Annotated in this window: 20 protein-coding genes; 9 read left to right on the top strand and 11 right to left on the bottom strand. The window is 33.2% G+C overall.

The features are described from left to right. Nucleotides 1-389 precede the first annotated feature (389 nt). The 5 genes from ACZ0AH_RS08185 to ACZ0AH_RS08165 all read right to left on the bottom strand — a co-directional run bounded on the left by ACZ0AH_RS08185 (nucleotide 390) and on the right by ACZ0AH_RS08165 (nucleotide 5373). On the bottom strand, nucleotides 390-872 hold the full coding sequence (locus ACZ0AH_RS08185; RefSeq protein ID WP_463478096.1) for an ABC transporter ATPase: 483 nt from the start codon (nucleotides 870-872) through the stop codon (nucleotides 390-392). 99 nt (nucleotides 873-971) lie between these two features. Beyond that, on the bottom strand, nucleotides 972-1763 hold the full coding sequence (locus ACZ0AH_RS08180) for a (Fe-S)-binding protein (protein WP_463475314.1): 792 nt from the start codon (nucleotides 1761-1763) through the stop codon (nucleotides 972-974). A gap of 135 nt (nucleotides 1764-1898) precedes the next feature. Then, entirely contained in the window at nucleotides 1899-3236 is a 1338-nt protein-coding gene (locus ACZ0AH_RS08175) for a 4Fe-4S dicluster domain-containing protein (protein ID WP_463475313.1), read from the bottom strand. Nucleotides 3237-3241: 5 nt separating this feature from the next. Continuing rightward, on the bottom strand, nucleotides 3242-4207 hold the full coding sequence (locus ACZ0AH_RS08170; RefSeq protein WP_463475312.1) for an MlaD family protein: 966 nt from the start codon (nucleotides 4205-4207) through the stop codon (nucleotides 3242-3244). A gap of 50 nt (nucleotides 4208-4257) precedes the next feature. Next, nucleotides 4258-5373 carry an N-acetylmuramoyl-L-alanine amidase family protein gene (locus ACZ0AH_RS08165; RefSeq protein WP_463475311.1) on the bottom strand — a complete coding sequence of 372 codons (1116 nt, stop codon included), beginning with the start codon at nucleotides 5371-5373 and terminating at the stop codon, nucleotides 4258-4260. 82 nt (nucleotides 5374-5455) lie between these two features. Here ACZ0AH_RS08165 and ACZ0AH_RS08160 point away from each other — a divergent pair, with 82 nt between their 5' ends. Next, entirely contained in the window at nucleotides 5456-8155 is a 2700-nt protein-coding gene (locus ACZ0AH_RS08160; protein WP_463475310.1) for a putative LPS assembly protein LptD, read from the top strand. A gap of 27 nt (nucleotides 8156-8182) precedes the next feature. Continuing rightward, on the top strand, nucleotides 8183-8563 hold the full coding sequence (locus ACZ0AH_RS08155; RefSeq protein WP_463475309.1) for a RidA family protein: 381 nt from the start codon (nucleotides 8183-8185) through the stop codon (nucleotides 8561-8563). Here ACZ0AH_RS08155 and ACZ0AH_RS08150 read toward each other — a convergent pair. From ACZ0AH_RS08150 to ACZ0AH_RS08125, 6 genes are all read right to left on the bottom strand, one after another. Then, the gene (locus ACZ0AH_RS08150; protein ID WP_463478095.1) at nucleotides 8544-8918 is read right to left on the bottom strand and encodes a methylglyoxal synthase; all 375 of its coding nucleotides are present in this window, start codon (nucleotides 8916-8918) and stop codon (nucleotides 8544-8546) included. The genes ACZ0AH_RS08155 and ACZ0AH_RS08150 overlap by 20 nt on opposite strands. A gap of 210 nt (nucleotides 8919-9128) precedes the next feature. Then, nucleotides 9129-9503, bottom strand: coding sequence for a methylglyoxal synthase (locus ACZ0AH_RS08145; protein WP_056249823.1), 375 nt, complete (start codon nucleotides 9501-9503; stop codon nucleotides 9129-9131). An 8-nt stretch (nucleotides 9504-9511) separates the two neighbouring features. Next, nucleotides 9512-10363: an N-acetylglucosamine kinase gene (locus ACZ0AH_RS08140; protein ID WP_463475308.1), complete on the bottom strand. Its 852-nt coding sequence runs from the start codon at nucleotides 10361-10363 to the stop codon at nucleotides 9512-9514. 130 nt (nucleotides 10364-10493) lie between these two features. Next, entirely contained in the window at nucleotides 10494-11498 is a 1005-nt protein-coding gene (gene gap / locus ACZ0AH_RS08135; RefSeq protein WP_029273106.1) for a type I glyceraldehyde-3-phosphate dehydrogenase, read from the bottom strand. 95 nt (nucleotides 11499-11593) lie between these two features. Continuing rightward, nucleotides 11594-12580: a 6-phosphofructokinase gene (pfkA, locus tag ACZ0AH_RS08130; RefSeq protein WP_463475307.1), complete on the bottom strand. Its 987-nt coding sequence runs from the start codon at nucleotides 12578-12580 to the stop codon at nucleotides 11594-11596. 309 nt (nucleotides 12581-12889) lie between these two features. Next, nucleotides 12890-17356 (bottom strand): translocation/assembly module TamB domain-containing protein, encoded by a 4467-nt coding sequence (locus tag ACZ0AH_RS08125; protein WP_463475306.1) that lies wholly within the window; start codon nucleotides 17354-17356, stop codon nucleotides 12890-12892. A gap of 229 nt (nucleotides 17357-17585) precedes the next feature. On the opposite strand from ACZ0AH_RS08125, the gene tsaD reads away from it, so the two are divergent. From tsaD to ACZ0AH_RS08090, 7 genes are all read left to right on the top strand, one after another. Then, nucleotides 17586-18608, top strand: a complete 1023-nt coding sequence (gene tsaD / locus ACZ0AH_RS08120; protein WP_463475305.1) for a tRNA (adenosine(37)-N6)-threonylcarbamoyltransferase complex transferase subunit TsaD — start codon at nucleotides 17586-17588, stop codon at nucleotides 18606-18608. 2 nt (nucleotides 18609-18610) lie between these two features. After that, on the top strand, nucleotides 18611-19324 hold the full coding sequence (locus tag ACZ0AH_RS08115; RefSeq protein ID WP_463475304.1) for a 16S rRNA (uracil(1498)-N(3))-methyltransferase: 714 nt from the start codon (nucleotides 18611-18613) through the stop codon (nucleotides 19322-19324). Nucleotides 19325-19607: 283 nt separating this feature from the next. Further along, nucleotides 19608-20246, top strand: coding sequence for a DUF4159 domain-containing protein (locus ACZ0AH_RS08110; RefSeq protein ID WP_463475303.1), 639 nt, complete (start codon nucleotides 19608-19610; stop codon nucleotides 20244-20246). A gap of 185 nt (nucleotides 20247-20431) precedes the next feature. Further along, nucleotides 20432-20926: a TrmH family RNA methyltransferase gene (locus ACZ0AH_RS08105; RefSeq protein ID WP_463475302.1), complete on the top strand. Its 495-nt coding sequence runs from the start codon at nucleotides 20432-20434 to the stop codon at nucleotides 20924-20926. Nucleotides 20927-21084: 158 nt separating this feature from the next. Beyond that, on the top strand, nucleotides 21085-22035 hold the full coding sequence (locus ACZ0AH_RS08100; protein WP_463475301.1) for a zinc metalloprotease: 951 nt from the start codon (nucleotides 21085-21087) through the stop codon (nucleotides 22033-22035). 109 nt (nucleotides 22036-22144) lie between these two features. Next, a complete protein-coding gene (locus tag ACZ0AH_RS08095; protein ID WP_463475300.1) occupies nucleotides 22145-23236 on the top strand; it encodes an AI-2E family transporter in 1092 nt (363 codons plus the stop codon). 3 nt (nucleotides 23237-23239) lie between these two features. Next, entirely contained in the window at nucleotides 23240-24421 is a 1182-nt protein-coding gene (locus ACZ0AH_RS08090) for a THUMP-like domain-containing protein (RefSeq protein WP_463475299.1), read from the top strand.

Below are 24421 nucleotides of genomic sequence, written 5' to 3'. Positions count from 1 at the left end.
TACCTCGTAGAGGTTAAATGTCGGTAGAAAAAAAATAACGCTCCGCTGATAATTGTCACTTAGGGACTACATATAAATTTTATCAGGTTTTTTACAATGAAATCCGACAGGTTCTTAAAACCTGTCGGGTTTGTCGCAATCCATATTGCCAAAGTTTAAAATTTTGACAAAGATTACGTTACAGTAACCCCATTTTTTGTCATTTCGAAGTATGAGAAATCTCCGCGAGAAGCTCGGCAAAGATTGGCGCTCATTGCGGAGTTACTTGTGGAGATTTCTCGTGCCTCGAAATGACAAACTGAGCGAATATAAATCTCAAACGATTCAATGCAACAAAAAAGGCACGAAATCTAAATTTCATGCCTTTTTAAATACTATATAAATTTCTCTTAGAAAAATCTGCTATGCCAGCTATCGGCAGCAGGAACTTCCCAGGATTCGTTGTATTCTTCAATATTGTTTACAAGATTATTAAAAACAATCGTATTTTCAGATACTGATTTATCTTTAACCATTTTCTTGAAATCAATTAATGGTTTGTGAGCGATATGTTCACCAAGTTTGAAAGTAACGTTCATTTTATCTAACAAATCAACATTATATTTCTTCTCTAAACTCTGAATAAACTCAACCGAACTATCAATAGAACAGCCTGTAGCCGCTTGCACATCCTGATTTACAGCCAAAATAATAAATCGGTTGTATTTTAGCTGATATGAAGCTTCTAAACTTGTTCCGTGTGCTGCCCAACCTTCAATGAAAGCTTTCAGGTCAGTTTCTATTTCAGAAAATTCTTCCTCAGAAAATTTTCTGTTTGATTGATAAATCCAGATTCTGGATTCACCAGGTAAATCTTCAAAAGGTATATACATTTTAATTTTAGATTTTAGATTGTTGATTTTAGATTCAAGAGGTTTCATGTTTCAGGTTAAACTTAGAACCTTAGTAACTTAGCATCTCAGAACTTTTGTTTACAAATCCTGCGCATTAGCAATTAACTCCGCAATATCCATCACTTTTACTTGCCCTTCTTTTTCCTTATGTTTGATACCATCAGTCAACATTGTATTACAAAACGGACAACCTGCCGCAATAATATCTGGCTGAACTTCCAGAGCATCTTCAGTACGCAACACGTTTACTTCTTTGTTTCCCGGTTCAGCATCTTTAAACATTTGTGCGCCACCTGCTCCACAACATAATCCGTTTGATTTTGAACGCTTCATTTCAACTAATTCAACGTCTAACTTCTGAATTAAATCTCTTGGCGCTTCGTATACTTTATTCGCTCTTCCTAAATAACAAGGATCGTGAAAAGTGATTTTTTTTCCTTTAAATTGTCCGCCTTCAACAGTCAATCTTCCATCATCGATTAATGACTTTAAAAATTCAGTATGGTGAATTACCTCATATTGGCCTCCTAATTCAGGATATTCATTTTTTAAAGTATTAAAACAATGCGGACAAGCGGTTACAATTTTCTTAGCTTCATATGCATTTAAAACCTCGATATTCATCATGGCCTGCATTTGAAACAAAAACTCGTTTCCGGCACGTTTTGCAGGATCTCCGGTACAACTCTCTTCTGTACCAAGAACTGCAAATGAAACATTGGTACGATTTAAAATACGCACAAATGCTTTTGTAATTTTTTTTGCTCTATCATCAAAACTTCCCGCGCAACCTACCCAAAATAAAACTTCCGGCTGTGTTCCCTGGGCTAGCATTTCAGCCATTGTTGGCACTACTAAACTTTCTGACATCTTTTTTTGTTGTTAAATCGGTTAATTGTTAATTTGGTTAATCGCTCTCTTGAAATAACCCTTTCGCTAACATTAACACCGAAATTTATTTTATTAATTCATTAAACGGTTAAACAAATAACCCGTTAAACGATTTTAGTTTTCGTTTTTCCAGTTCAACCTGTCTTGTTGGTTGTATTGCCAAGGCGCTCCATTGTTTTCAATATTTGTCATCATAGCATTCAATGACATTGGAGCAGCACTTTGTTCCATTACTAAATAACGACGCATGTCCATAATAATAGACAACGGACTGATATTTACCGGACATTCTTCTACACAAGCATTGCATGAAGTACAAGCCCACAATTCTTCGGGTGTGATATAATCGTTTAGTAATGTTTTGTTATCCGGAACAAAAACACCTTTATTGGCATCAATGTTTTTTCCAACTTCCTGCAAACGATCTCTTGTATCCATCATAATTTTACGTGGAGACAATTTTTTACCGGTTTGATTCGCCGGACAAGCCGATGTACAACGACCACATTCCGTACAAGTATATGCGTTTAATAATTGAACCCAGTTTAAATCCTGAACATCACTTGCTCCAAATTTAGCAGGAGCTGCATTTTCATCAATCGGAGCTGCAGCAAACGGATCTGCATTTGGATCCATCATTAATTTTACTTCTTTTGTAACTGATTCTAAATTATCAAATTTCCCTTTCGGATTTAAATCAGCAAAATAAGTATTTGGAAACGCTAAAAGAATATGCAAATGTTTTGAAAAGTATAAGTAGTTCATAAAAACTAAAATACCCGCAATATGCAGCCACCAGAAAACTTCAAACAATAATCCAACTAATTCATTAGACAGACCGTTAAAGATTGGCGCAATAAACTGACTTATTGGAAAACTTCCCGCTCTGTGAAAATGCGAAAATCCTCCAGGAACGTTTTGCAAATGCAAATCAGATGCATCCATCAGTAAAAATAAAAGCATCAAAACGGTTTCAAAGTATAAGATGTAATTGGCATCACTTTTAGGAAACCCATTTAAATCAGGATTTACAAAACGTTTCAATCTGATTACGTTTCTTCTGATCCAGAAAACTGTTACGGCAAAAATGACAAGTATTGCCAATATTTCGAAAGAAGCAATCAGAACATCATAAACTACACCCAAATAAGGCGCAAAAACTCTATGAGTTCCTAATAATCCATCAACAATAATTTCGAGTAACTCGATATTAATAATTATAAAACCTACGTATACAAAAATATGAAGTATTCCGGCAACAGGGCGTCTCACCATTTTTGACTGCCCTAAAGCAATCAATGCCATGTTTTTCCAACGTGCTTTAGAATTATCTTTTCGGTTTACATCTACTCCCAAATTAATATTTCGGATGATTTTTTTTACGCTCGTTGCAAAAAAACCGAAACCAACTATAAGAAGTATAGCGAATAAAATATTATCTAAATAACCCATTCTAATTATTTTTTAGTAGTTGTATTTGCGTCTTCTGCTGGTGCCACATAGGGTTTGTTTTTCTTTCCAAAAAGAGAAACATTTACATAACGTGTTGGATATAAACGAACATCCTGCAATAACAACTCTAATTCTTTTGAAGTTTTAGCTAAGTTATTATACAAGGCATCATCATTTAATAATTTACCGGCGGTACCTTTTCCTGAGTTTAAATTACTCATTATACCATCTACTTTAGCTAATGTTTGGTTTAGATTTCTAACTGTTTTACCTAAATCAGCTTTGTTTAAGGAATCAGATATTTTATTGAAGTTGCTTGACATTTTATTAAAATTAGTCACAACGCCATTAATCTGACCTTTGTTTGTATCCAAAATAGAATTCAGACTTCCTGAAGCTCTGTGAAATTGCTCCATAGTCTGACTCAATTCTGACAATGATTTTTTAAGATCTTCTTGTCCTTTTTTATCTAAAACATCATTTAATCCCGCAACCAGCGTATTAATGTTCTCAAGCATTAAATTTAATTTTGCCTGAATTGGCTCGATTTTACCTCCTAAAGATTCTGTCAATCCCAGCTCGACTGCTGATTGAAGTGTTTGTCCTTCAACAGCCGGGTCTTTGTCAGCAAGATTTGGTATAATCTTAATTTGTTTTCCACCAATTAAACTTGGTGAATACAAAGCTGCCTGGCTTGTTTTAGAAATAGGAAAATCAGTTTTTAATTGAAGTTCAACTAATAATTTACCAGTTACATCGTTGATGGTAATTTTAGTTACTTTACCGATTATAAGTCCGTTTAAAGTCACGGGAGCTGACGATGCCAAATCCTCAACATTATTATATTCTACGTATAATGTTTTATAATTAGTAAAAAGGTCTTTGCCTTTTAAAAAACTATAGCCCCAAATAAATAATAAAATTGACGCGATGACTAAAATAGCCGTTTTAATTTCTCTTGTTAGTTTCAAAATTCTAAGTGTTTCTACAAAATTAATATAAATATTCGAACTTGCGACTATTATTTAATAGCGTCCTGAATATTGATTTTTTCCCCATCTTTGGTTGCAATTAAAAAAGCGGCTCCATACCCTTTACTTTTAGCTTCTTGCAAATATTTTTTTGCAACTTCGTAATCTGAAGTCTCCTGATAGAAATATTTATAAATATTATTTTCGTACAACATCGTAACATTTTTTAGTCCGTTAAAGTTTTTAGGCTCTAGCGGCGTTTTTTTGATGCTCGCAATAAGTTGTACTTTAAAAAAGGTTCCTTTTTGTCCATTTTTTACTGCAGTTGTTTCAACAGCTTTTGGTTTTGCTGTATCTTTTGCCGGTCTGGCTTCTGCTACTTCCGGAGCTCCGGAACCAAAATATTCTCTTTTATAACTTACAATAGCATCGGCGATTGCTTTTGCAATTTCATCCTGTCCTTCTTCCGAATTTAAAATATTACCTTCTGTTGTATTCGATACAAAACCTGTTTCTACTAAAACTCTTGGCATATACGCTTTATGAAGTACCATGAATGGCGCTTGCTTTACCCCGCCTTGTCTGATTTTTTTACCCAGTTTTTCAAAATTATCCTCAATATTACTTGCCAGTGAAATACTATTTTCCAGATATTCTTCCTGCATTAATGTCATTCCAATTAATTGTTCTGGCGAATTTGGATCAAAACCTTCGTATTTACGTTTATAATCTTTTTCTAATGTAATTACCGAGTTCTCTTTTTTCGCAGCTTCAAGATTCGATGCGGTTTTACTCAAACCCATTACATAAGTTTCAGTTCCGTCAGCGGCGGTATTTTTATTCGCATTACAGTGTATAGAAACAAAAATATTAGAATTGGCGCGGTTTGCAATGTTGGCTCTTTCGACCAAATCGATAAAAACATCTGTTTTACGAGTATAGATAACATCGATATTTGGAGTGCTCTCTAAAATTTTTCCAACTTTTAAAACAATAGCCAAAGCAATATTTTTTTCAATTCTTCCGCTATAAACAGCTCCAAAGTCATGATCTCCATGCCCGGCGTCAAGTGTAACCTTAAAAACATTCGACTGACTGTAAGCACAAAAAGACATTATCGTTAGAAAAAAAGTAAATATTACCTTAATTTTGTTAAATCTATTCATAAATCTAAAAGTTAATTTTAATAAAACGCAACTGCTATAATTTTTCCAATTGATTATTTTTGACAAAAAATTATATGTAAGTTTGGCATGTCAAAAAACAAGCCATACTTTTACAAAAATAGCATTTAAACCTTTGCATACAAACTTATTTAATATCGTTTTATTATCAATTTTCCTAACCATAGGAAGTGGCACAGTATATTCGCAAGAGATAAAAAACAAAAAAAAGCCTTTATCAACTGTAAAACAAACAGATAAACCTGCAACTGTAGTTACTGACACTATAAAATTAGATACTGTCAGACCTAAAAAGACTTTTCTTGACGGAAAAGTAAAGTACAGAGCGAAGGATTATGCCAAGATTGATCAGAAGAAAAAGCTCATTACTTTATATAATGAAGCCGAACTTTACTATAAAGATGTCGAATTAAAATCTGGTATTATCGTCCTGAACTATGAAAAAGACGAGGTTTATGCGGGTAGAATTAAAGATTCTGCCGGGGTTTTATCACAATATCCAAACTTTAAACAAGGAGCCAGCGAAGTTCAGCCGGATTCTATTCGTTTTAATTTCAAAACTAAAAAAGCTTTAATTTACAATTCCAGGACAGAACAAGGTGAGTTTAAGATAAAAGCTGCTATTACTAAAAAAGAAAATGATTCGGTTTATTTTTTAAAAGGTGCGCGTTTTACAACAGCAGCTGATGTAGATAATCCTGAATACTATTTTCAGACGAATAAAGTAAAATTTATTCCGGGAAAAAAGGTAGTTACCGGTTTAACCAATATGGTTATTGCAGACGTTCCTACTCCGCTGGCATTGCCTTTTGCCTATTTCCCGATGAGTCAGGAAAAAAGCGTTTCCGGTATTATTATTCCTAGTTATAATGATTCGAATACAAGAGGCTTTTCTTTGCAGAATATGGGATATTATTTTGCTTTAAGCGATAATTATGACTTAACTGTTTTAGGAGATTATTATACCAATGGTAGTTACGCCATGAGATTTGAATCTGCGTATGCCACAAAATATAAGTATCGGGGAAATGTCAACATTCGTTTTGAAAATCTGATAAACAGTGAACGAGGTTATCCTGATTATACCAAACAAGGTATTTATAACATTCAGTGGACACATTCAAAAGACACTAAATCAAGTCCTAATTCAAGTTTTTCTGCTTCCGTGAATATGGGTAGCAGTAAATACTTTAAGCAATCTATTAATCAGGCCAACGTAGGATCTAACTTAAATAATACATTAAGTTCTTCTATCTCTTATAATAAAACGTTTAATACGGTTCCGCAAGCTCGTATATCGCTATCATTTTTACATCAACAAAATACACAAACAGAAGCAATTACGATGACATTACCGGCTTTACAGGCTAGTATTGACCGTGTATATCCTTTTGTTGGAAAAGATGGCGTTAAAAAAGGTCTTATAAAAAACATCAACCTGCAATATAATTTAAGCGGTAAAAACTACTTTAATACTACTGATTCTTTGTTCTTTAAACCACAAATGTTTAGAGACGCCCAAATAGGTATGCAGCATACGATACCAATTAGTACCAATTTTAAAGTATTTAAATATTTTAGTGCGCAGGCATCTACCAATTATCAGGAAACCTGGGTTAATAAAACCATTGAAAAAAATTATGATGTAGATCAAAATAAGGTTATTGATAAAACTGTAAATGGTTTTGATGCTTTTAGAACCTACAATTTTAGCACCAGTTTGGGAACAACTATATATGGTACTTTTAATTTTGGAGATGATAAAAAGATACAGTCTATTCGTCACGTTATGCGTCCGACTGTTACCTACGCTTATACACCAAGTTTTGAGAAATATTACGATACTTACGCAGTAGATGCTTCGGGAAGAATTACTACTGAATATACGCGTTTTGCAAACGGAATTTTTGGAGCACCGGGAAAAGACAATTCTAACATTGTAGCTTTTGCCCTGAGCAATACTTTTGAAGCCAAAGTAAGAGACAAAGACAGCACAAAAACGGAGCCGAAGAAGATAATGCTGTTAAACAACTTAAACTTTAGCACAAGCTATAATTTTAATGCAAATGGCAAAGAAACTTTAGCCTGGCAGCCCGTTCTTGTAAGTGGAGGAACACAGTTCTTTGACAACAAAATGAACATGAATTTTGGCGCAACATTAGATCCTTATGCTATTGACAATTCAGGCAAAAGAATCGATATGTTTAATATTGATAATGGCGGAAGTTTGTTTAGAATGACGAGTGCTAATGTTACTCTAAATTATTCATTTTCTAATAAAGGAAGCGGAAAAGAAGAAAACAAGCAAAGCGAGCAGAATGGTGGTCGTAAGGATGATTTGTTTGGAACAAATACGGACTTAAATGACAGCCGAAACAGTCAGTTTGCGAATAAAAAAGATGATGAAGATGATGTTATTACCGAATTTTTTAAAGCAAAAATTCCATGGGACATGACATTGGCTTACTCTTTAACCTATAGCAATCTAAATCGTGAAAATCGAATAAGCGGAAACTCAATCATGGTATCTGCTAATATGGATATTACTCCAAAATGGAAAGGCGGGGTTTCTACCGGTTACGATTTTGTACAAAAGGGCGTTACTTTTACCCAATTTCGTTTTGAAAGAGATTTATTAAGCTGGAGAATGGCTTTTAACTGGTCTCCGCTTGGTACAAACTCAAACTGGAATTTCTTTATCGGAATTAAATCCGGAATGCTTAGCGATATTAAATGGAACAAAAGAAGTACTTCTAATCGATAGAATAATTTCAAATAAAAATAATTTAGTATGAAAAAAATCATCTTTACTGAAAAAGCACCTGCTCCAATTGGCCCATATAATCAAGCTGTATTATCTGGAAACACACTTTATGGTTCCGGGCAAATTGCTATAAATCCTGCTAACGGAGAACTTGTTACAGAAAACATCAATGATGAAACGACACAAGTTATGCAAAACATTGCTGCTATTCTTGAAGCTGCAGATATGACTTTTGAAAACGTAGTTAAAGCAACTATTTTTATTATGGATATGAATAATTTTGCTGCAATTAATGCGATTTACGGATCTTATTTTGACGAAAAAACAGCTCCGGCACGCGAAACGGTTCAGGTTGCTTGTTTGCCAAAAAATGTAAATGTTGAGATTTCTATAATTGCTGTGCAATAGCATTTAATAATAATTGTGCCGTTGCTTCATTCGTGGCCAGCGGCACATTATGTACATCACTTATACGAAGCAGCATATTAATATCTACTTCATGAGCATGGTTTGCTAGTGGGTCTTTAAAAAAGAAAAGTACTTTAATTTTACCTTCTGCCACTTTCGCAGCTATCTGAGCATCTCCTCCCATAGAACAGGGCAGGAATTTAACCACCTTAAAGCCTGATTTTTCAGCATTTTTTCCCAATAATCCTGTCGCAATAAGTTTAACTCTTTCATTTTCTAAAACAGTTCTATTTTTAATTAAAAACTGAACCATATCTGCTTTTTTATTATCATGGGCGATAATTGCAATTGTTATACGTCTTTTCATAAATTAACAATAGATTAATATCAAAGCTACGTAAATAAAAGATATTTCTTACTTTTAAAACCATTGAACATCAAATATTTAACAGAAAAACTTCAAAAAACAGAACAGGATTTTTATTTTGAATTATATCCATAAAAAAACCGCTTCGGATGAAACGGCTTCTTATATATATTTTCTAAAAAACTTAGCAGCTATATTCTATAATTGCAATGCGATGGCATTAAGTAACAATTGTGCCGAAGCTTCATTTGTTGCCAAAGGCACATTATGTACATCGCAAACACGAATTAACATATTAATATCGACTTCATGAGCATGACTTGCAAGAGGATCCTTAAAAAAGAAAACCATTTGCGTTTTACCTTCTGCTACACGTGCTGCAATTTGCGCATCACCGCCCATTGGTCCTGAAAGCTTTCTTTTTACCTTAAAACCAGCATTTACAGCTTTGCTTCCGGTAGTTCCGGTTGCGATCAGTTTAATATTTTCCTGAAGTAGAAGTGTTTTGTTTTTGTTTAAAAACTGAACCATATCTGCCTTCTTTCCATCGTGGGCTATTATAGCTATTTCCATAAATTTAATTACTGATTAGCAACGTGGTAAGCAATAAGTCCATCAATAGGCCTTCTTAAAACATTTCCTAATTGAAGTTCATATTTATCAAATGTTTCCTGTAATTCATCTTTTAAATAGAAAGCAATTGAACCTACAAAATGAACCGGAACTTCTTTACAGTTATCAAATTGTTTGATATAGTTTTTAACGAAAGATTTCATTCCTTTGAAAATAATTTTTCTGCAGAATTCCGTGTCTTTATGTTTGATTAAAAACTTAGCAAAAGTTGCCAGATACGCATTTGGATTTGGCTCTTTGTATAATTTATTTTTGATGAAATCAGGATCTAAATCATATTCTTTTTCAAATTCAACTGCCAATTCCTTAGGCATTTTATTGAAATAGTATTTTCTGATTAATTCCTTTCCAAAAACATTTCCACTGCAATCATCCATGGCAATATAACCTAATGACTGAACTTTTTGATGCAATACTTTTCCATCAAAATAGCTGCAGTTAGAACCTGTTCCTAAGATGCTCACAATTGCTTCTTCTCCTTTTGGAGTCGTTGCATAAACTGCTGCATAAGTATCTTCCTGAACATCAACAATTGCATTGGGAAAATAGTCCTGAAAGATTTGTTTTAACGATTCTTTCATTCTGTCAGTTCCACAACCTGCTCCGTAAAAGAACAAATGTGAAGCATTTTTTTTGTTTTGTAGTATATCAAAACGGTCATTTAATCGGGTAACGATTTCAGGTCCGTCAAGAATTTCAGGATTTAATCCTAAAGTTTGTGTGGTGAATAATACTTTTCCATTATCATCAATTGCAATCCAATCGGCTTTAGTAGATCCACTATCAACTATTAATTTCATTTTATTTAGTTTTTGGATTAGTTTTTCTTTAGCTAAATAAAAAGTGTGTTTTTTACATTAATTAAAGAAGTAACAAAATAAGAAAATCCCGTTACTTTGAGATAACGGGATTTTGCAAAAATATATAATATTATTTTAAACCTGCGATATGAACAGACAAATCAATTAATTTACTAGAGTATCCGTACTCATTATCGTACCAGGATACAAATTTGAAGAAAGTTGAATTTAAACCAATTCCTGCAGTTGCATCAACGATTGAAGTTCTTTTATCAGAAATAAAATCCTGAGAAACAACAGCATCTTCAGTATATCCTAAGATACCTTTCATTGTAGTTTCTGAAGCTGTTTTTAAAACTGCCAGGATTTCTTCGTATGAAGTTTCTTTAGATACTTTTACCGTTAAATCTACTACAGAAACGTCAGCAGTAGGAACACGGAAAGACATTCCAGTTAATTTTCCATTCAAAGAAGGAATTACTTTTCCAACAGCTTTTGCAGCTCCTGTAGAAGAAGGAATGATGTTGATTGAAGCTGCACGTCCACCTCTCCAGTCTTTTCTAGAAGGTCCGTCAGCAGTCATTTGAGTTGAAGTTGTTGCGTGAACAGTTGTCATTAAGGCTTCTTCAATTCCGAAGTTATCGTGAATAACTTTAGCTAAAGGAGCTAAACAGTTTGTAGTACAAGAAGCGTTAGAAACAACTAAGTCAGAAGCTTTTGCAGTTTCGTGGTTTACTCCCATTACAAACATTGGAGCATCTGCAGACGGAGCAGAAATAATTACTTTTTTAGCACCACCTTTAATGTGCTCATTTGCAGTTTCGATGGTTGTGAAGATACCAGTACATTCTGCAACTACGTCAACATCAACTTCGTTCCATTTTAAGTCAGCCGGATTTCTTTCTGCAGTGATACGGATATTTCTTCCGTTTACATAAAGTTTTCCTTCTTTAACTTCAACAGTTCCGTTGAAACGACCGTGAACTGAATCATATTTTAATAAGTAAGCCAAGTGATCTACATCTAATAAATCGTTGATTGCTACTACTTCTACATTATCTCTATTGAAAGACTCTCTAAAAACGATTCTTCCGATACGTCCAAATCCGTTTATTCCTAATTTTACTTTTGACATTTTACTTAATTTTTTGCTTTTGTTTTTATTACACTACTATAAAGTCTAATTTCCTCACAATAAACTTCTTTCCTTTTTAAACTTTTATTTATTTGTTATGTAGACATGATGTCAGACACTCTTAATAATTCTCTATCAATTTCAGATTTACCTTTAATTGCCTGCTCTAACGGAGTTAAAGCTACTTTATCTTCACGTAAACCAACCATATAATTTGATTTGCCTTCGATTAAAGATTCAACTGCTTTTACACCTAAACGGCTTGCTAAAACACGGTCAAAACAAGATGGGGAACCACCACGCTGCATGTGTCCTAAAACAGAAACTCTTACGTCATACTCAGGTAAATTAGCTTCAACGTAATCTTTTAATTCAAATACGTTTTTACCAATTTTATCGCCTTCAGCAATTACCACTATACTTGATGATTTTCCTGAAGCTTTACTTTTTTGAAGAGAGTCTAGTAATCTTTCTAAACCTAAATCTTCTTCAGGAATAAGGATTTCTTCGGCACCAGCTCCAATTCCGGCGTTTAGAGCGATATGCCCTGCATCTCTACCCATAACCTCTACAAAAAATAATCGGTTATGTGAACTTGCAGTATCTCTGATTTTATCAATACAATCTACAACAGTATTTAAGGCAGTATCATACCCTAAAGTATGGCTTGTACCAAAAATATCATTATCAATTGTACCGGGAATTCCCATTACAGGGAAATCATATTCTGAATTAAAAATTAATCCTCCGGTAAAACTTCCGTCTCCTCCAATAACAACAAGAGCATCAACTCCTGCTTTTAAAAGATTCTCGTGGGCTTTTTTTCTGCCTTCCGGGGTTCTAAACTCAACAGAACGAGCCGATTTTAAGATCGTTCCACCTTTGTTTACAATATTATTTACACTTCGAGGACCCATTTCTTTGAAATCTCCTTCGATCATTCCCTGATACCCTCTATAAATTCCTATGCATTCTATATTATGATAAGCGCATGTTCGAACAACTGATCGTATTGCGGCATTCATTCCCGGTGAGTCTCCTCCTGAAGTTAGAACACCTACTTTTTTTATTGTTTTTGGCATTATTTAAGTATTAAAGTGTAAAATTAGCAAACATTCACCACTTTTCAGGTTATGTTTATAATAAATTAATAAAATATGTTAAATTCAAACGTTTTCGTTAATAAGTTTTTCGATAGTAAAAAATTCATTTAAAATAATAAAAGCCACTTATTTTAATTAAATCCTTAAAATTAACAATACATAAATGAAGTGTTATAAAATTTTAAAGCTTTCTCATTTTCACTAAAAAATAATTAACCGCTAAATTTAGCATAAAAAAAACCATTATGAGAATAATGGTTTTATTAAAACATATTTTTAACAAATTGTTTAAAAGTCGTTATCCGGAATTAAACCTTCATTATTATTTTGTGGTGGCGGCTTTTTTTCTTCTTCTTTTTTATCCTCTTTCTTTTTATTTTTATCAGCCTCTTTTTTAGTTGTAAAGTTGACAAAATCAGGATTTAGATTAGAATCTTGTAAATCATCGTTCGATTTTTTTATTGCTCTTTCTAATTTATGATCTTTGAATAGCTTGTTTACCAGCTCACTAAAAGTATCAAAATCTACTTCATACGAAATACCAACTCCTTGTGTATAACCAACTCCCTGCCCTATATAATTGATATCATTTTCTTTATTAAACAAACGAAGGTTCATAGATCCGTCATCGTTTACACGATATAATATCTCGATATCACCCACAATTGCAGATTCATTTACACCTCCAACCGGAACTCCAAGTTTGCCATTGATTGTAATTCTTTCATTTATCTGAGACGATATATTAGCCACAAACTGACCATCGGTTTCCTGCCCTAATCTTTTATCTGCAGTAATATAATTTAAGTCGATATTAACCTTATCATTATCAGATTTTATAATGCCTCCTAATAAACTGGACGCTGTTTCTGTTAATGTTCCTGATAAATCGCCCTGACTAAATCCGTCTGTACTCATAAAGGATCCGGTTGACAATAAGTACAGTGCTTGTGTCTGACGTATGTCTTTATCGTCTAACTTATATTGTATCTCAGATTTAAGAACATTACTAACAGATGGAAACTGAATATCAAAATTAGGTTCCGGACTGGTTAAATCTCCTCTTAAACCAATCACAACTTCTACAGGAACTTTTTTATTGAATGACGAAGTATTGTCTAATAAAACTGCAGGATTTGCAGAGGTTTTGTAAACCGCTTCCAGATTAAGCTGCGCTTTCATCGGGTTTCCTTCCCAAATGATAGAACCACCTTTTTTAACCGCGAATTTTTTATCGATTAAACCACCGTATTTAAAATTATAGGTTCCTTCATATGCCTGGAAATCTCCCCACATATTAAATTTACCCAGCGTATTAATTTTAAATAATAAAGATCCGTATCCTTTTCCTTTCATCCCGTGACCGGAATTCCTGTCCAGGATTACTTCAACTTCGGCATCCGGCGTAATATCAAAATCAAATTCTAATTCAAGACCATTATAATTTTTGGTCTTCTCGATAATACCATTTGCTAAATTGTATTTCTCTTTTGGCGTAACAAAATGTATCCAACTGCTTTCTCCAACACTTTGCGCATTGTTAATAGGTATTTTAACTTCGGTGCCTTTCTCCGATTTTGCGTCTACTTTAATAAACAAACCGTCTGTTGGACCTTTAATACTGGCTGTTCCATTAATGAATGCTGTTCCAAAATAAGCTGCATCATCACTGTCTTTAGTATTAAGCGCCAATAATCGTTTAGATGTAATGGTTAAATCCAGTTTCCAGTCTGAGAAATTATGATGTTCGATAGTTCCGTTCAGCAATCCTTTGGTTCCGAATTCAGTATCGGTCAATTGATTATTCCTGAATAAAAATTTCTCATCCGTTAAATCAATTACGGTACGATCGCTTAATTCATAATCAACATTAAGATATGGAATCGTCATTCCGGCTTTCTCCACATAAAGTCGTCCGTTAATTTCCGGTTTTTCAAGTTTCCCTACTACTGCAGCATTTCCGGAAACGCTTCCTCTTACATTCGATAAAACATCTCCGCCAACGGTTCCTAAAGTCGCCAGATTAAATCCTTCGAGTTTTAAATTTAAATCCAGAATTGTTTCTTTATTTTCTATTGCAAAAGTTCCGTTCGCCCTAAACGATTCTGTAAAACCATTTTGTATAGACGAATTCACCGTAAACTTTCTAAAGTTTTCATCTCCGGCAATATCAAAATTTAAAGTTCCAAGATCTGTTTTATTCAAATTCAGATGATCAATTACAATAGAAGCCGTGGGTTGATACACATTTTTATTCTGCTTATAATTTACCTTTCCATTCAAATTTCCGTTAAACACAAATTTCGAATTAAACGGCGTAATCTTATTAATATCAACATCTTCAAAATTGAGGACGACATCCTTATAATTGTTTCCTTTTATAACGCCGTTTAAATCAATTTTCTGATTTTCGTGCGAAAGAATAATATTATCTATGGTAAAGTTTTTAAAATATTGGTCAAAAACAATCTGATTATCTTTTTCTTCATTTTCATTTAAATACCATAAATAGTCTTTAAATTTCATTTCAGACTTTTTAATCCCTACAATATTATTCTTGTTTTTATCGATTGTGTGATATAAATTCAGATTATAGTAATCATTGCCTTTATCGCCTCCTTTAAACTCAGAACGAACAAACAAAGTATCTTTTGCCGTAACATTTATCAAGCTGAAATCACGCACTTTATAATAAGGCGTTTTTATACTATCGAGTTCAACATACGCATTATAAAGTGTATTTTTATTATCGATATTGATTCTGACATTGTCAAATGTATTTTTTGCCGCAGTAATTTTTTGGGAATTAAACTTAAATTTAAATTCCTGTAAATCCGAATCTATTTTTCCGCGAACAACCGTGCTTGAATCTATATTTACTTCCGGATATAACATTTCAACCACTTTGTCATAAACATGAAAATTGAAACGCAAAAACTGCCCTTTCTTGACTTTATAAGGTTTGTAGTTCGTGTAAAGACTTCCAACCGAATTCATAACCAGTTTATCTAATTGTGCAAATTGAAATTTACCCACAATTTTTCCGTTAACAACATCTGACGAATTAATGGTTATCGTACGCAATCTGTCAGCATCAAAATTAGAGCTAACCGTTACATCATCAAAAGCATAAGTCGATTTTGGATTTTGATAAACAGCATCTTTTATAAAAACATCTCCCTGAAGATTTTCGATAGAATTTCCGGTAAGCTGCACAACAGCATCTCCTTGAAAATGAGCAATAGAATCGTTTACAAATTTTAGTTTTCGTAAATCGGCATTTTCTACATTAATATGAAAATCATATCTGCTTTCGCGTTTGCTTAAATCAACCAAACCATCAAAAACCAAACTTAAATTGGGATCATTTATAGAAACCTGTCCTTTATAATACGGCAATTTAAAATTACCGTTTACTACGATATTATTATAGGTATATTTATTATAGTCTAATTTCGAAATATCGCCTTTTATAATGGTATTTAGATATTTCTCTGTAAAACCAACGCCTTCTACATCAAGATTTAAAGTTGTTCTGCCAATATCCTTCCTGTTTAATACCGCGCCAACATCAAAATTCTCCAGAATAATATTACCGGTATAGGACGCCCGATCAATAACATCGATATTATTCATGTGCAAATCGGCCTGACCGTTACCTAAATCTGTTACCATTTTAAAATCGGCCTGTAAATCTGTTGTCGATACTTTTGCTTTTCCAACTATATTAAATTTACCAATTCTCTGCAGTTCTTTCGGGAGTTTTTTGCCTAAAACATTGGGCAATAAAACAACCAGATTATCATAACTCGAAACTAGTTTATCAAACTTTCCGTCCATAGAAAATCTTTGGGTTTTGCTTCCCAAAAGATTTCTGAAATTAATAGTTCCTACAATCTTTGAACCGTTTGTATCACTAAGATAAAGATGTCTTAAATTAAGATTATTAAGCGTTCCTTTGATTTTAGTTTTAACTTTAAAATGTTGGTTTTTACCCAATCCGTCATAAAAATAACGAATATCGTTTGACGCAATCGAAGCAGAATCCATCGCAACATCAAACTTTACTTTATCTGTAAAATCCAGGAAATCCTCAATTTTATAATTTAAAATAGCTTTTCCGTAAATCCAGGATCTTTTGGTTGTTATGGCTAAATTTTCGACCTTAATCTGTTTTTTTGAATAAGCAAATTTTCCTGCAAAATTTGAAACATACAAGCCACGATGATCCAAAAATGAAAAGCGATGAATATTTGTCGTTACCTCAGGACCATATAATCTAAATTCGCTGATATAGGCGTTTAGCTTTTTAAAATCAAGAAATCTCGGCGTCGTTTTGTTTTCATCAACCACAGAAAATGCACCTTTTTCGATATAGGCATTTTTTGCCGTTAATAAAAAATGTTTGCTTGACCTTGATTTTGGCCCTTTTTCGAATGATTTAATGAATTTATTAATGTTATTTTCGTTTTCGTTTTTATAGGTTTTCAGATTAAAAATCAAACCCGTTAACCGAATATCGCCAAAAATTAAATCACCATCCATTAATCTTTTCAGGCTCAAAATATCAGTCGAAACGATATCTGAATAAATCATCGTTTTTTTGTGATGGTCTAAAACGAGTACTTTTTTTAGTTTAACGCCACCAAAAATATTTATAGCAGTTCTTTCGACACTAATATTAATGTTAAAATCCTTATTTAATGAAGTTGTAATGTAATTGGCAATTTTTGTCTGAACGACAGGAAGTGACAAGATGATAGCGAGTGCCAGCAAAAGTAAAATTAACCCAATCAGGGTTCGTGATATTATTTTCTTTACTGTTTTGATAGCTGCTTTTATTTTAGTTTTCTTTTAAATTTATTTTGAACAGACAAAGAACGACTGTTTTTGATAAAAATTCTTTAATTTTGGCTTCTCCTTATCATAAAAGAAAATCAAAATATTTGATTTGTCAAATATAATTCAAAATTCGTGCCTTTATATGCAAAATTCAGAGGTTTTTATTCTTGCCATCGAAAGTTCATGCGATGATACTGCCGCCGCGGTTTTACATAACGATAAAGTACTGTCAAATGTTGTTGCCAATCAGTTAATTCACAATCAATATGGCGGTGTCGTTCCTGAATTAGCTTCAAGAGCGCATCAGCAAAATATTGTTCCCGTAATTGATGCAGCGCTTAAAAAAGCAAATGTACAAAAAGATCAGTTAACCGCTATTGCCTTCACGCAAGGCCCTGGTTTAATGGGATCTTTGCTCGTAGGAAGCTCTTTTAGCAAATCGTTATCCTTAGCTTTAAAAATTCCGCTGATTGCGGTTAACCATATGCATGCCCATATTTTAGCGCATTTTATAGACGAAGAAGGTTTCGATAAACCTGAATTTCCGTTTTTAGCACTTACCATTAGCGGTGGTCATACACAAATCGTAAAAGTGAATGGCTTTTTTGATATGGAAATTATTGGCGAAACCACTGATGACGCCGTTGGTGAAGCTTTTGATAAAAGTGCCAAAATCCTTGGACTTCCCTATCCCGGCGGACCTTTGATTGATAAATATGCCAAGGAAGGAAATCCTAAAGCTTTCGCGTTTACAAAACCAAAAGTTCCCGGATTAGATTTTAGTTTCTCCGGATTAAAAACAGCGATTTTATATTTTATTCAGAAGAAAAAGCTTGAAAACCCAAATTTCATCGAAGAAAACCTAAATGACATTTGTGCTTCTATTCAATATACGATTATCGAAATTTTGATGGATAAATTAAAATTAGCCGTAAAAGAAACCGGAATTAAGCAAATTGCGATTGGCGGAGGAGTTTCGGCAAATTCCGGAATTAGAACGCGATTGAAAGAAAGCGAAGGAAAATATGGCTGGAAAACTTTTGTTCCTAAATTCGAATACACAACAGATAATGCCGCAATGATAGGAATTGTAGGTTATCAAAAATATTTATCAAGTCGTTTTGAAACTTCAGCAGTGGTTTCGAAAGCGCGAATCCAATTTTAATTATGCAATTATTTTACAATCCCGATATTGACGAAACGACTGAAAGTTTTTCTTTTGATAAAGAAGAAAGCCGACATATAATAAAGGTTTTACGCAAAAAAGATTCGGATATTTTACACGTTACAAATGGTTTGGGTTTATTGTTTGAAACCGAAATCACTTTAGCTTCAGACAATAAATGCATTGTGGAAGTCCTTTCGATAAAAAAATCAGATGAACCAAAATTCCGTTTGCATTTAGCCGTTGCGCCAACCAAAATGAATGATCGTTTTGAATGGTTTCTGGAAAAAGCTACCGAAATTGGCATTCAGGAAATTACACCAATTATCTGTGATCGTTCTGAAAGAAAAGTAATTAATCTGGAACGTTTTGAAAAGATCATCCTTTCGGCAATGAAACAATCAAATGAAACGTATCTTCCTAAATTGAATGAAGCGATTTCGTTTAAGGAATTCATCAAACAAAAAAATGAAGGTTTACAATTGATTGCACATTGCGAAGAAACCGATAAAAAATCACTGAAAGAAGTTTTGAAACCAAACGAAAGCGTAACTATGCTTATTGGTCCTGAAGGTGATTTCTCAGAAAAAGAAATTGCATTGGCGCTCGAAAACAACTATAAGCCTGTTATGTTAGGAAATACACGTTTACGAACTGAAACTGCCGCAATTGTAGCGTGTCATAGTGTTGTGTTTTTTAATGAGGTTTCTAATTAAAGTTTCTGTTGTCATTTCGACGCAGGAGAAATCGCACGCGGGATTCGACATAGATTGACGATTTTTATTGCAGAGTTTATAAGTGTGATTTCTCGTTCCTCGAAATGACAAAACTAATTCGACAAAGATTAAACACAATCTTGTCATTTCGACGGAGGAGAAATCTTCGCAAGAAACTCGACAAAGATTGGAAACAGTAGGAACGGAGCTACTTGCGAAGATTTCTCGTTCCTCCAAATGTCAAAAAAGCGTCTAAAACAAAATACCAGATAATATAAATTCTATGAAAAAAATATTCTTTCTGTTTTTACTTCTTTCAGCTTCCTCCTTTTCACAAGAAATTGCTTTATTAAAATATAGCGGCGGCGGCGATTGGTATGCAAATCCTACATCGTTACCCAACTTAATCCGTTTTTGTAATTCGAATATCAATACCCGAATAAAAGCAAAACCATCAACGGTTGAACCAGGTAATCCTGATTTGCTTTCGTATCCTTTTGTACATATGACGGGACACGGAAACGTAGTTTTTAGCGATGCTGATGTCAGCAATCTTAGAAATTATTTAAACGGCGGCGGTTTTCTTCATATTGATGATAATTACGGAATGGATCAATATATCAGGAAAGAAATCAAAAAAATATTCCCTAATAATAGTTTAGTCGAAATTCCGGCGAATCATCCTATTTTTCAAAAACCTTTTCCTTTTCCTAACGGATTACCAAAAATTCACGAGCATGACGGAACGCGCGCGCAGGCTTTTGGCATTTTTGTCGAAAACAAATTAGTGCTTTTATATACGTATGAATGTGATTTGGGTGACGGCTGGGAAGATCCTGAAGTTCACAATGATCCTGCAGATGTAAGGGATAAAGCTTTAAAAATGGGCGCTAATATTATCAATTATATTTTTACCAATTAAATTGATTTTATTTTAAACTGTTCACGAGCGGACGCTCGTGCTAGCTACGGAGAAAGATAGATTTTCGATTGAATTTGTAATGTTTAGAAAATCAAGTTTTTTTTACAAAACAAACTAAGATAAAAATTGCAGTTTCACATTTTTAAATTTTTAATTCTCAATTTTTAATTTTTAATTCTTATAAAGTGCAGCTTACCCACGAAGAAAATCAATTTGAGAGAAAAACGTTTCCGATAACGCTGGTTTGTGACCACATCTATTTTCAGCAGAATATTGGTTCACTTTTTAGAATTAGTGAAGCTTTTGGGGTAGAGAATATTATTTTTCTTGGAAAAGATATTCCGTTAACGCCGCGCAAGATCAATAAAACTTCAAGAAGTACACATCTTCACGTTCCTCACATTATTATTGAGGACACAAAAGACCTGGTTTCTTACCTGGTCGAAAATAACTTTGAAATTATTGCTTTGGAAATCGCAAGCAATAGTAAACCGCTAAAAGAAGTCGTTATTCCTGAAAATCAAAAAATTGCACTTTTAATAGGAAGTGAAATTGATGGAATTTCTGATGAACTTTTAAAAATTTCGAACCAAATTGTCCACATAAATATGTTCGGAAAAAACTCAAGTATGAATGTTGTACAAGCTGCAAGTATAGCATTGTACGAATTTACTTCTTAATATTTTTTGTTAATTTTTTGTAGGAACTAGATTATATAAGGGATTGTAAAATTCTCACAAATATTTTATTGTAAAAATTTTGCTACAACATGATTTTGTTATAAAATTGCGACATAATTAACCATTATAAATTTTTTATAACAAAAACCCAAATTATTATGAAAAAAGTTCTTATTACCGCATTCACAGCATTAGTGTTGTTTGCCTGTCAAAATGACCAAACAGAATCTGCAGATTCAGATGTTAGTGCTGTTGCCCGTCGTGGATGCGCAACTCAGGAAGTTCTTGAGGCCCAATTAAAAGCTGATCCTATGTTAGCGATCAGAATGAATGAAATCGAAGCTTTTACAAACAAAGTAATGCTTACCCGTAAGCTTGTAAATGGCAAAATTCAAATTCCGGTTGTAGTAAATGTATTGTACAGAACTACAGCAGAAAACATCTCGAATGCTCAAATTCAGACTCAAATTGATGTTTTAAACAAAGATTTTAATGCCTTAAATTCTGATTACGGAAGTGTTCCGGCTCTTTTTTCTGGTGTAAAAGCTAATGTTGGAATTTCTTTTGTTTTAGATCAGGTTATCAGAAAGTCTACTACAAAAACTTCATGGGGAACAAATGACGCTGTTAAAAAAGTAGCTCAGGGTGGTTTAGCGCCAACGTCTCCAACAACAAAACTTAACTTATGGGCTTGCACAATTGGCGGTGGAATCCTTGGTTATGCACAATTTCCCGGAGGAGCATCTGCTACTGACGGAGTTGTAATTGATGCTAAATATTTTGGTTTATCTGGTTCGTCTGCAGCTCCTTACAACTTAGGAAGAACTGCTACTCACGAAGTAGGTCACTGGATGAATTTACGTCACATTTGGGGAGATGCAACTTGCGGAAGCGATTTAGTATCTGATACTCCAACACATAACACTGCAAATTATGGTGTTCCAGCTTATCCTCACTACAGTACTTGTTCTGGTACTCCTGTAGAAATGACGATGAACTACATGGATTATACTGATGATAATGCAATGTATATGTTCTCTAACGGACAAAAAAGTAGAATGGCCGCTATTTTTGTATCCGGAGGTCCAAGAGCAGCTTTTGGAATCTAAAAAAATATAAAATTTTAAATTTTAGAGCGAGATGTTTTCATCTCGCTTTTTTTTGTTTCAACGCAAATTTTAAAAGCTTTTTCCTATATTTATAATCTAAAAACTAAACATGATCACATCAAAAATTATATCAAACGGAATTTTAAGGGCTTTAACGACAATCTTAGTTATTGCCATAATTCTATACTTTTTATACGAAATACAAACCGTAATTGTTTACTTATGTATTTCTTTGATATTGTGTTTGATCGCCAATCCGTTAGTTCAGTTTTTAAAGAATAAATTAAAATTCAGCAATTCGCTGGCTGCAGCAACTGCGCTGATTCTTTTTATTCTGGCAATCGTTGGTTTTATTTTATTATTTGTTCCGTTAATCATTTCGCAGGCTAATAATTTATCTTTATTAGACACGAATCATTTACAGCTTCAATTTCTTGAAAGTGAAAAAAGCATCGAAGCTTATTTTAATATTCAGCATGTTGATTTTGATAAAGTTTTAAAGAATCCAAAAGTAACTTCTTTATTGGATTTTAGTTATTTTACAGCTTTTTTAAATTCTATTTTTGGCTTTATGGCCGATATGGGAATGGGATTGGTTTCTGTGTTTTTCATTACTTTTTTCTTTATTAAAGATCAGGACGCTTTTAAGGTAAGTGCCAGAAAAATTCTTCCGGATACGAATGAAGACAAAATTTTAAATTCAATTACTAAAATAAATCACTTTTTAACCCGCTATTTTATTGGTTTATTGCTTCAATTAACGGTTGTATTTATTTTATACCTGATTGTTTTAATGATTTTTGGCAATCAAAATGCTTTTGTAATTGCTTTTTTATGTGCCATTTTAAATGTTATTCCATATATAGGACCAATTATAGGAACTATTTTGGCTGGAATTTTAACGATGATTAGTATGATTGGGATGGATTTTCAATCGGAAATTTTGCCAAGGACTATTTATGTAATTATCGGATTTTTGCTTGTTCAGGCTATTGATAATAATATAAGTCAGCCCATAATTTCATCAAAAAGTGTAAATTCGCACCCGCTGGAGATATTCTTAGTTACTTTAATTAGTGGAATCACTTTTGGAATTGTCGGGATGATTATCGCGATTCCTGTTTTTACGATGATAAAAGTAATTTTGAAAGAATTTTTTCCAACCAATAAAATTGTCTCCGTATTAACCGAAAGAATTTAAACATTGAACACTTCTATTTTAAGCCAAAATATTCAAGACTTTATAACTCAAAATAGTAGTGCCCCGATTACAAAATTAGCGCTTCAGAAGAATCCTTTTCCTGAAATTGACTGGATTTTGATCCTGAATCAAATTGAAGCAAAATCAAAAGCTAAAGACAAATTACCAACCTGGTTTTCTACTGAAAATATTATTTATCCCAGTAAAATTTCTGTTGAACAAACCTCATCTGAAAAAACCGCGGCTTATAAAGCTTCTTTAATTTCGGGTGAAACTTTAATAGATCTTACCGGAGGTTTTGGTGTTGATGATTATTACTTTTCCAAAAAATTTAAAAACATTGCACATTGCGAAATAAACGAAGATTTATCGGCTATTGTACAACATAATTTCGAACAATTACAGGTTAAAAATTGTGCTTTTTATGCGAATGATTCTGCAAATGTTCTAAATGAACTGAACCAGAAATGGGATTGGATTTATATTGATCCTTCTCGCAGAAATGATGCAAAAGGCAAAGTTTTTATGTTGAAAGACTGTTTGCCGAATGTCCCGGAATCTTTAGATTTTTATTTTGAAAAAACAGATTCCATTTTAATAAAAACCGCTCCTTTACTGGATATTTCTGCTGGATTATCTGAATTGAAATTCGTGAAAAATATTCACATTATTGCTTTGGAAAATGAAGTAAAAGAATTGCTTTTTGAAATTCACATCCATTATTCGGGCAATATTTCTATTAAAACCGCAAATATTTTAAAAGATAAAACAGAAACTTTCGAATTTGTTTTGGGTGATGAAACTGAATTTCCATCGTATCATTTACCGCAGCAATACGTGTATGAACCCAATTCGGCGATTATGAAATCGGGTGGTTTTGACGAAGTGAGTTCTGCTTTCAATATCCATAAATTGCATAAACACTCGCATTTATATACTTCTGAAGAATTAATTGATTTTCCGGGAAGGGCTTTTAAAATAGAAAAAGTCATTTCGTACAGTAAAAATGATATGAAAACAGAACTTTTAAATCAGCAGGCAAATGTAACTACGCGAAACTTTCCGGACACGGTAGAAACCATTCGGAAAAAGTGGAAAATAAAAAATGGAGGAAATGTTTATTGTTTTTTTACAACTGATAAAAATGACAGCAAAATAGTTTTAATTTGCAGAAAAATAAATTAA

It is taken from the genome of Flavobacterium sp. AC105, from assembly GCF_979258495.1.
Note: the sequence above shows the minus strand (reverse complement) of the source record. Positions and strands in the feature narration are given on the sequence as shown.

What these genes read in the sequence shown, in the direction of transcription:
- ACZ0AH_RS08185 (WP_463478096.1), bottom strand. Translation starts at nt 872, where the DNA reads ATGTATATACCTTTTGAAGATTTACCTGGTGAATCCAGAATCTGGATT.
- ACZ0AH_RS08180 (WP_463475314.1), bottom strand. Translation starts at nt 1,763, where the DNA reads ATGTCAGAAAGTTTAGTAGTGCCAACAATGGCTGAAATGCTAGCCCAG.
- ACZ0AH_RS08175 (WP_463475313.1), bottom strand. Translation starts at nt 3,236, where the DNA reads ATGGGTTATTTAGATAATATTTTATTCGCTATACTTCTTATAGTTGGT.
- ACZ0AH_RS08165 (WP_463475311.1), bottom strand. Translation starts at nt 5,373, where the DNA reads ATGAATAGATTTAACAAAATTAAGGTAATATTTACTTTTTTTCTAACG.
- ACZ0AH_RS08155 (WP_463475309.1), top strand. Translation starts at nt 8,183, where the DNA reads ATGAAAAAAATCATCTTTACTGAAAAAGCACCTGCTCCAATTGGCCCA.
- ACZ0AH_RS08145 (WP_056249823.1), bottom strand. Translation starts at nt 9,503, where the DNA reads ATGGAAATAGCTATAATAGCCCACGATGGAAAGAAGGCAGATATGGTT.
- ACZ0AH_RS08140 (WP_463475308.1), bottom strand. Translation starts at nt 10,363, where the DNA reads ATGAAATTAATAGTTGATAGTGGATCTACTAAAGCCGATTGGATTGCA.
- gap (WP_029273106.1), bottom strand. Translation starts at nt 11,498, where the DNA reads ATGTCAAAAGTAAAATTAGGAATAAACGGATTTGGACGTATCGGAAGA.
- pfkA (WP_463475307.1), bottom strand. Translation starts at nt 12,580, where the DNA reads ATGCCAAAAACAATAAAAAAAGTAGGTGTTCTAACTTCAGGAGGAGAC.
- tsaD (WP_463475305.1), top strand. Translation starts at nt 17,586, where the DNA reads ATGCAAAATTCAGAGGTTTTTATTCTTGCCATCGAAAGTTCATGCGAT.
- ACZ0AH_RS08115 (WP_463475304.1), top strand. Translation starts at nt 18,611, where the DNA reads ATGCAATTATTTTACAATCCCGATATTGACGAAACGACTGAAAGTTTT.
- ACZ0AH_RS08110 (WP_463475303.1), top strand. Translation starts at nt 19,608, where the DNA reads ATGAAAAAAATATTCTTTCTGTTTTTACTTCTTTCAGCTTCCTCCTTT.
- ACZ0AH_RS08100 (WP_463475301.1), top strand. Translation starts at nt 21,085, where the DNA reads ATGAAAAAAGTTCTTATTACCGCATTCACAGCATTAGTGTTGTTTGCC.
- ACZ0AH_RS08095 (WP_463475300.1), top strand. Translation starts at nt 22,145, where the DNA reads ATGATCACATCAAAAATTATATCAAACGGAATTTTAAGGGCTTTAACG.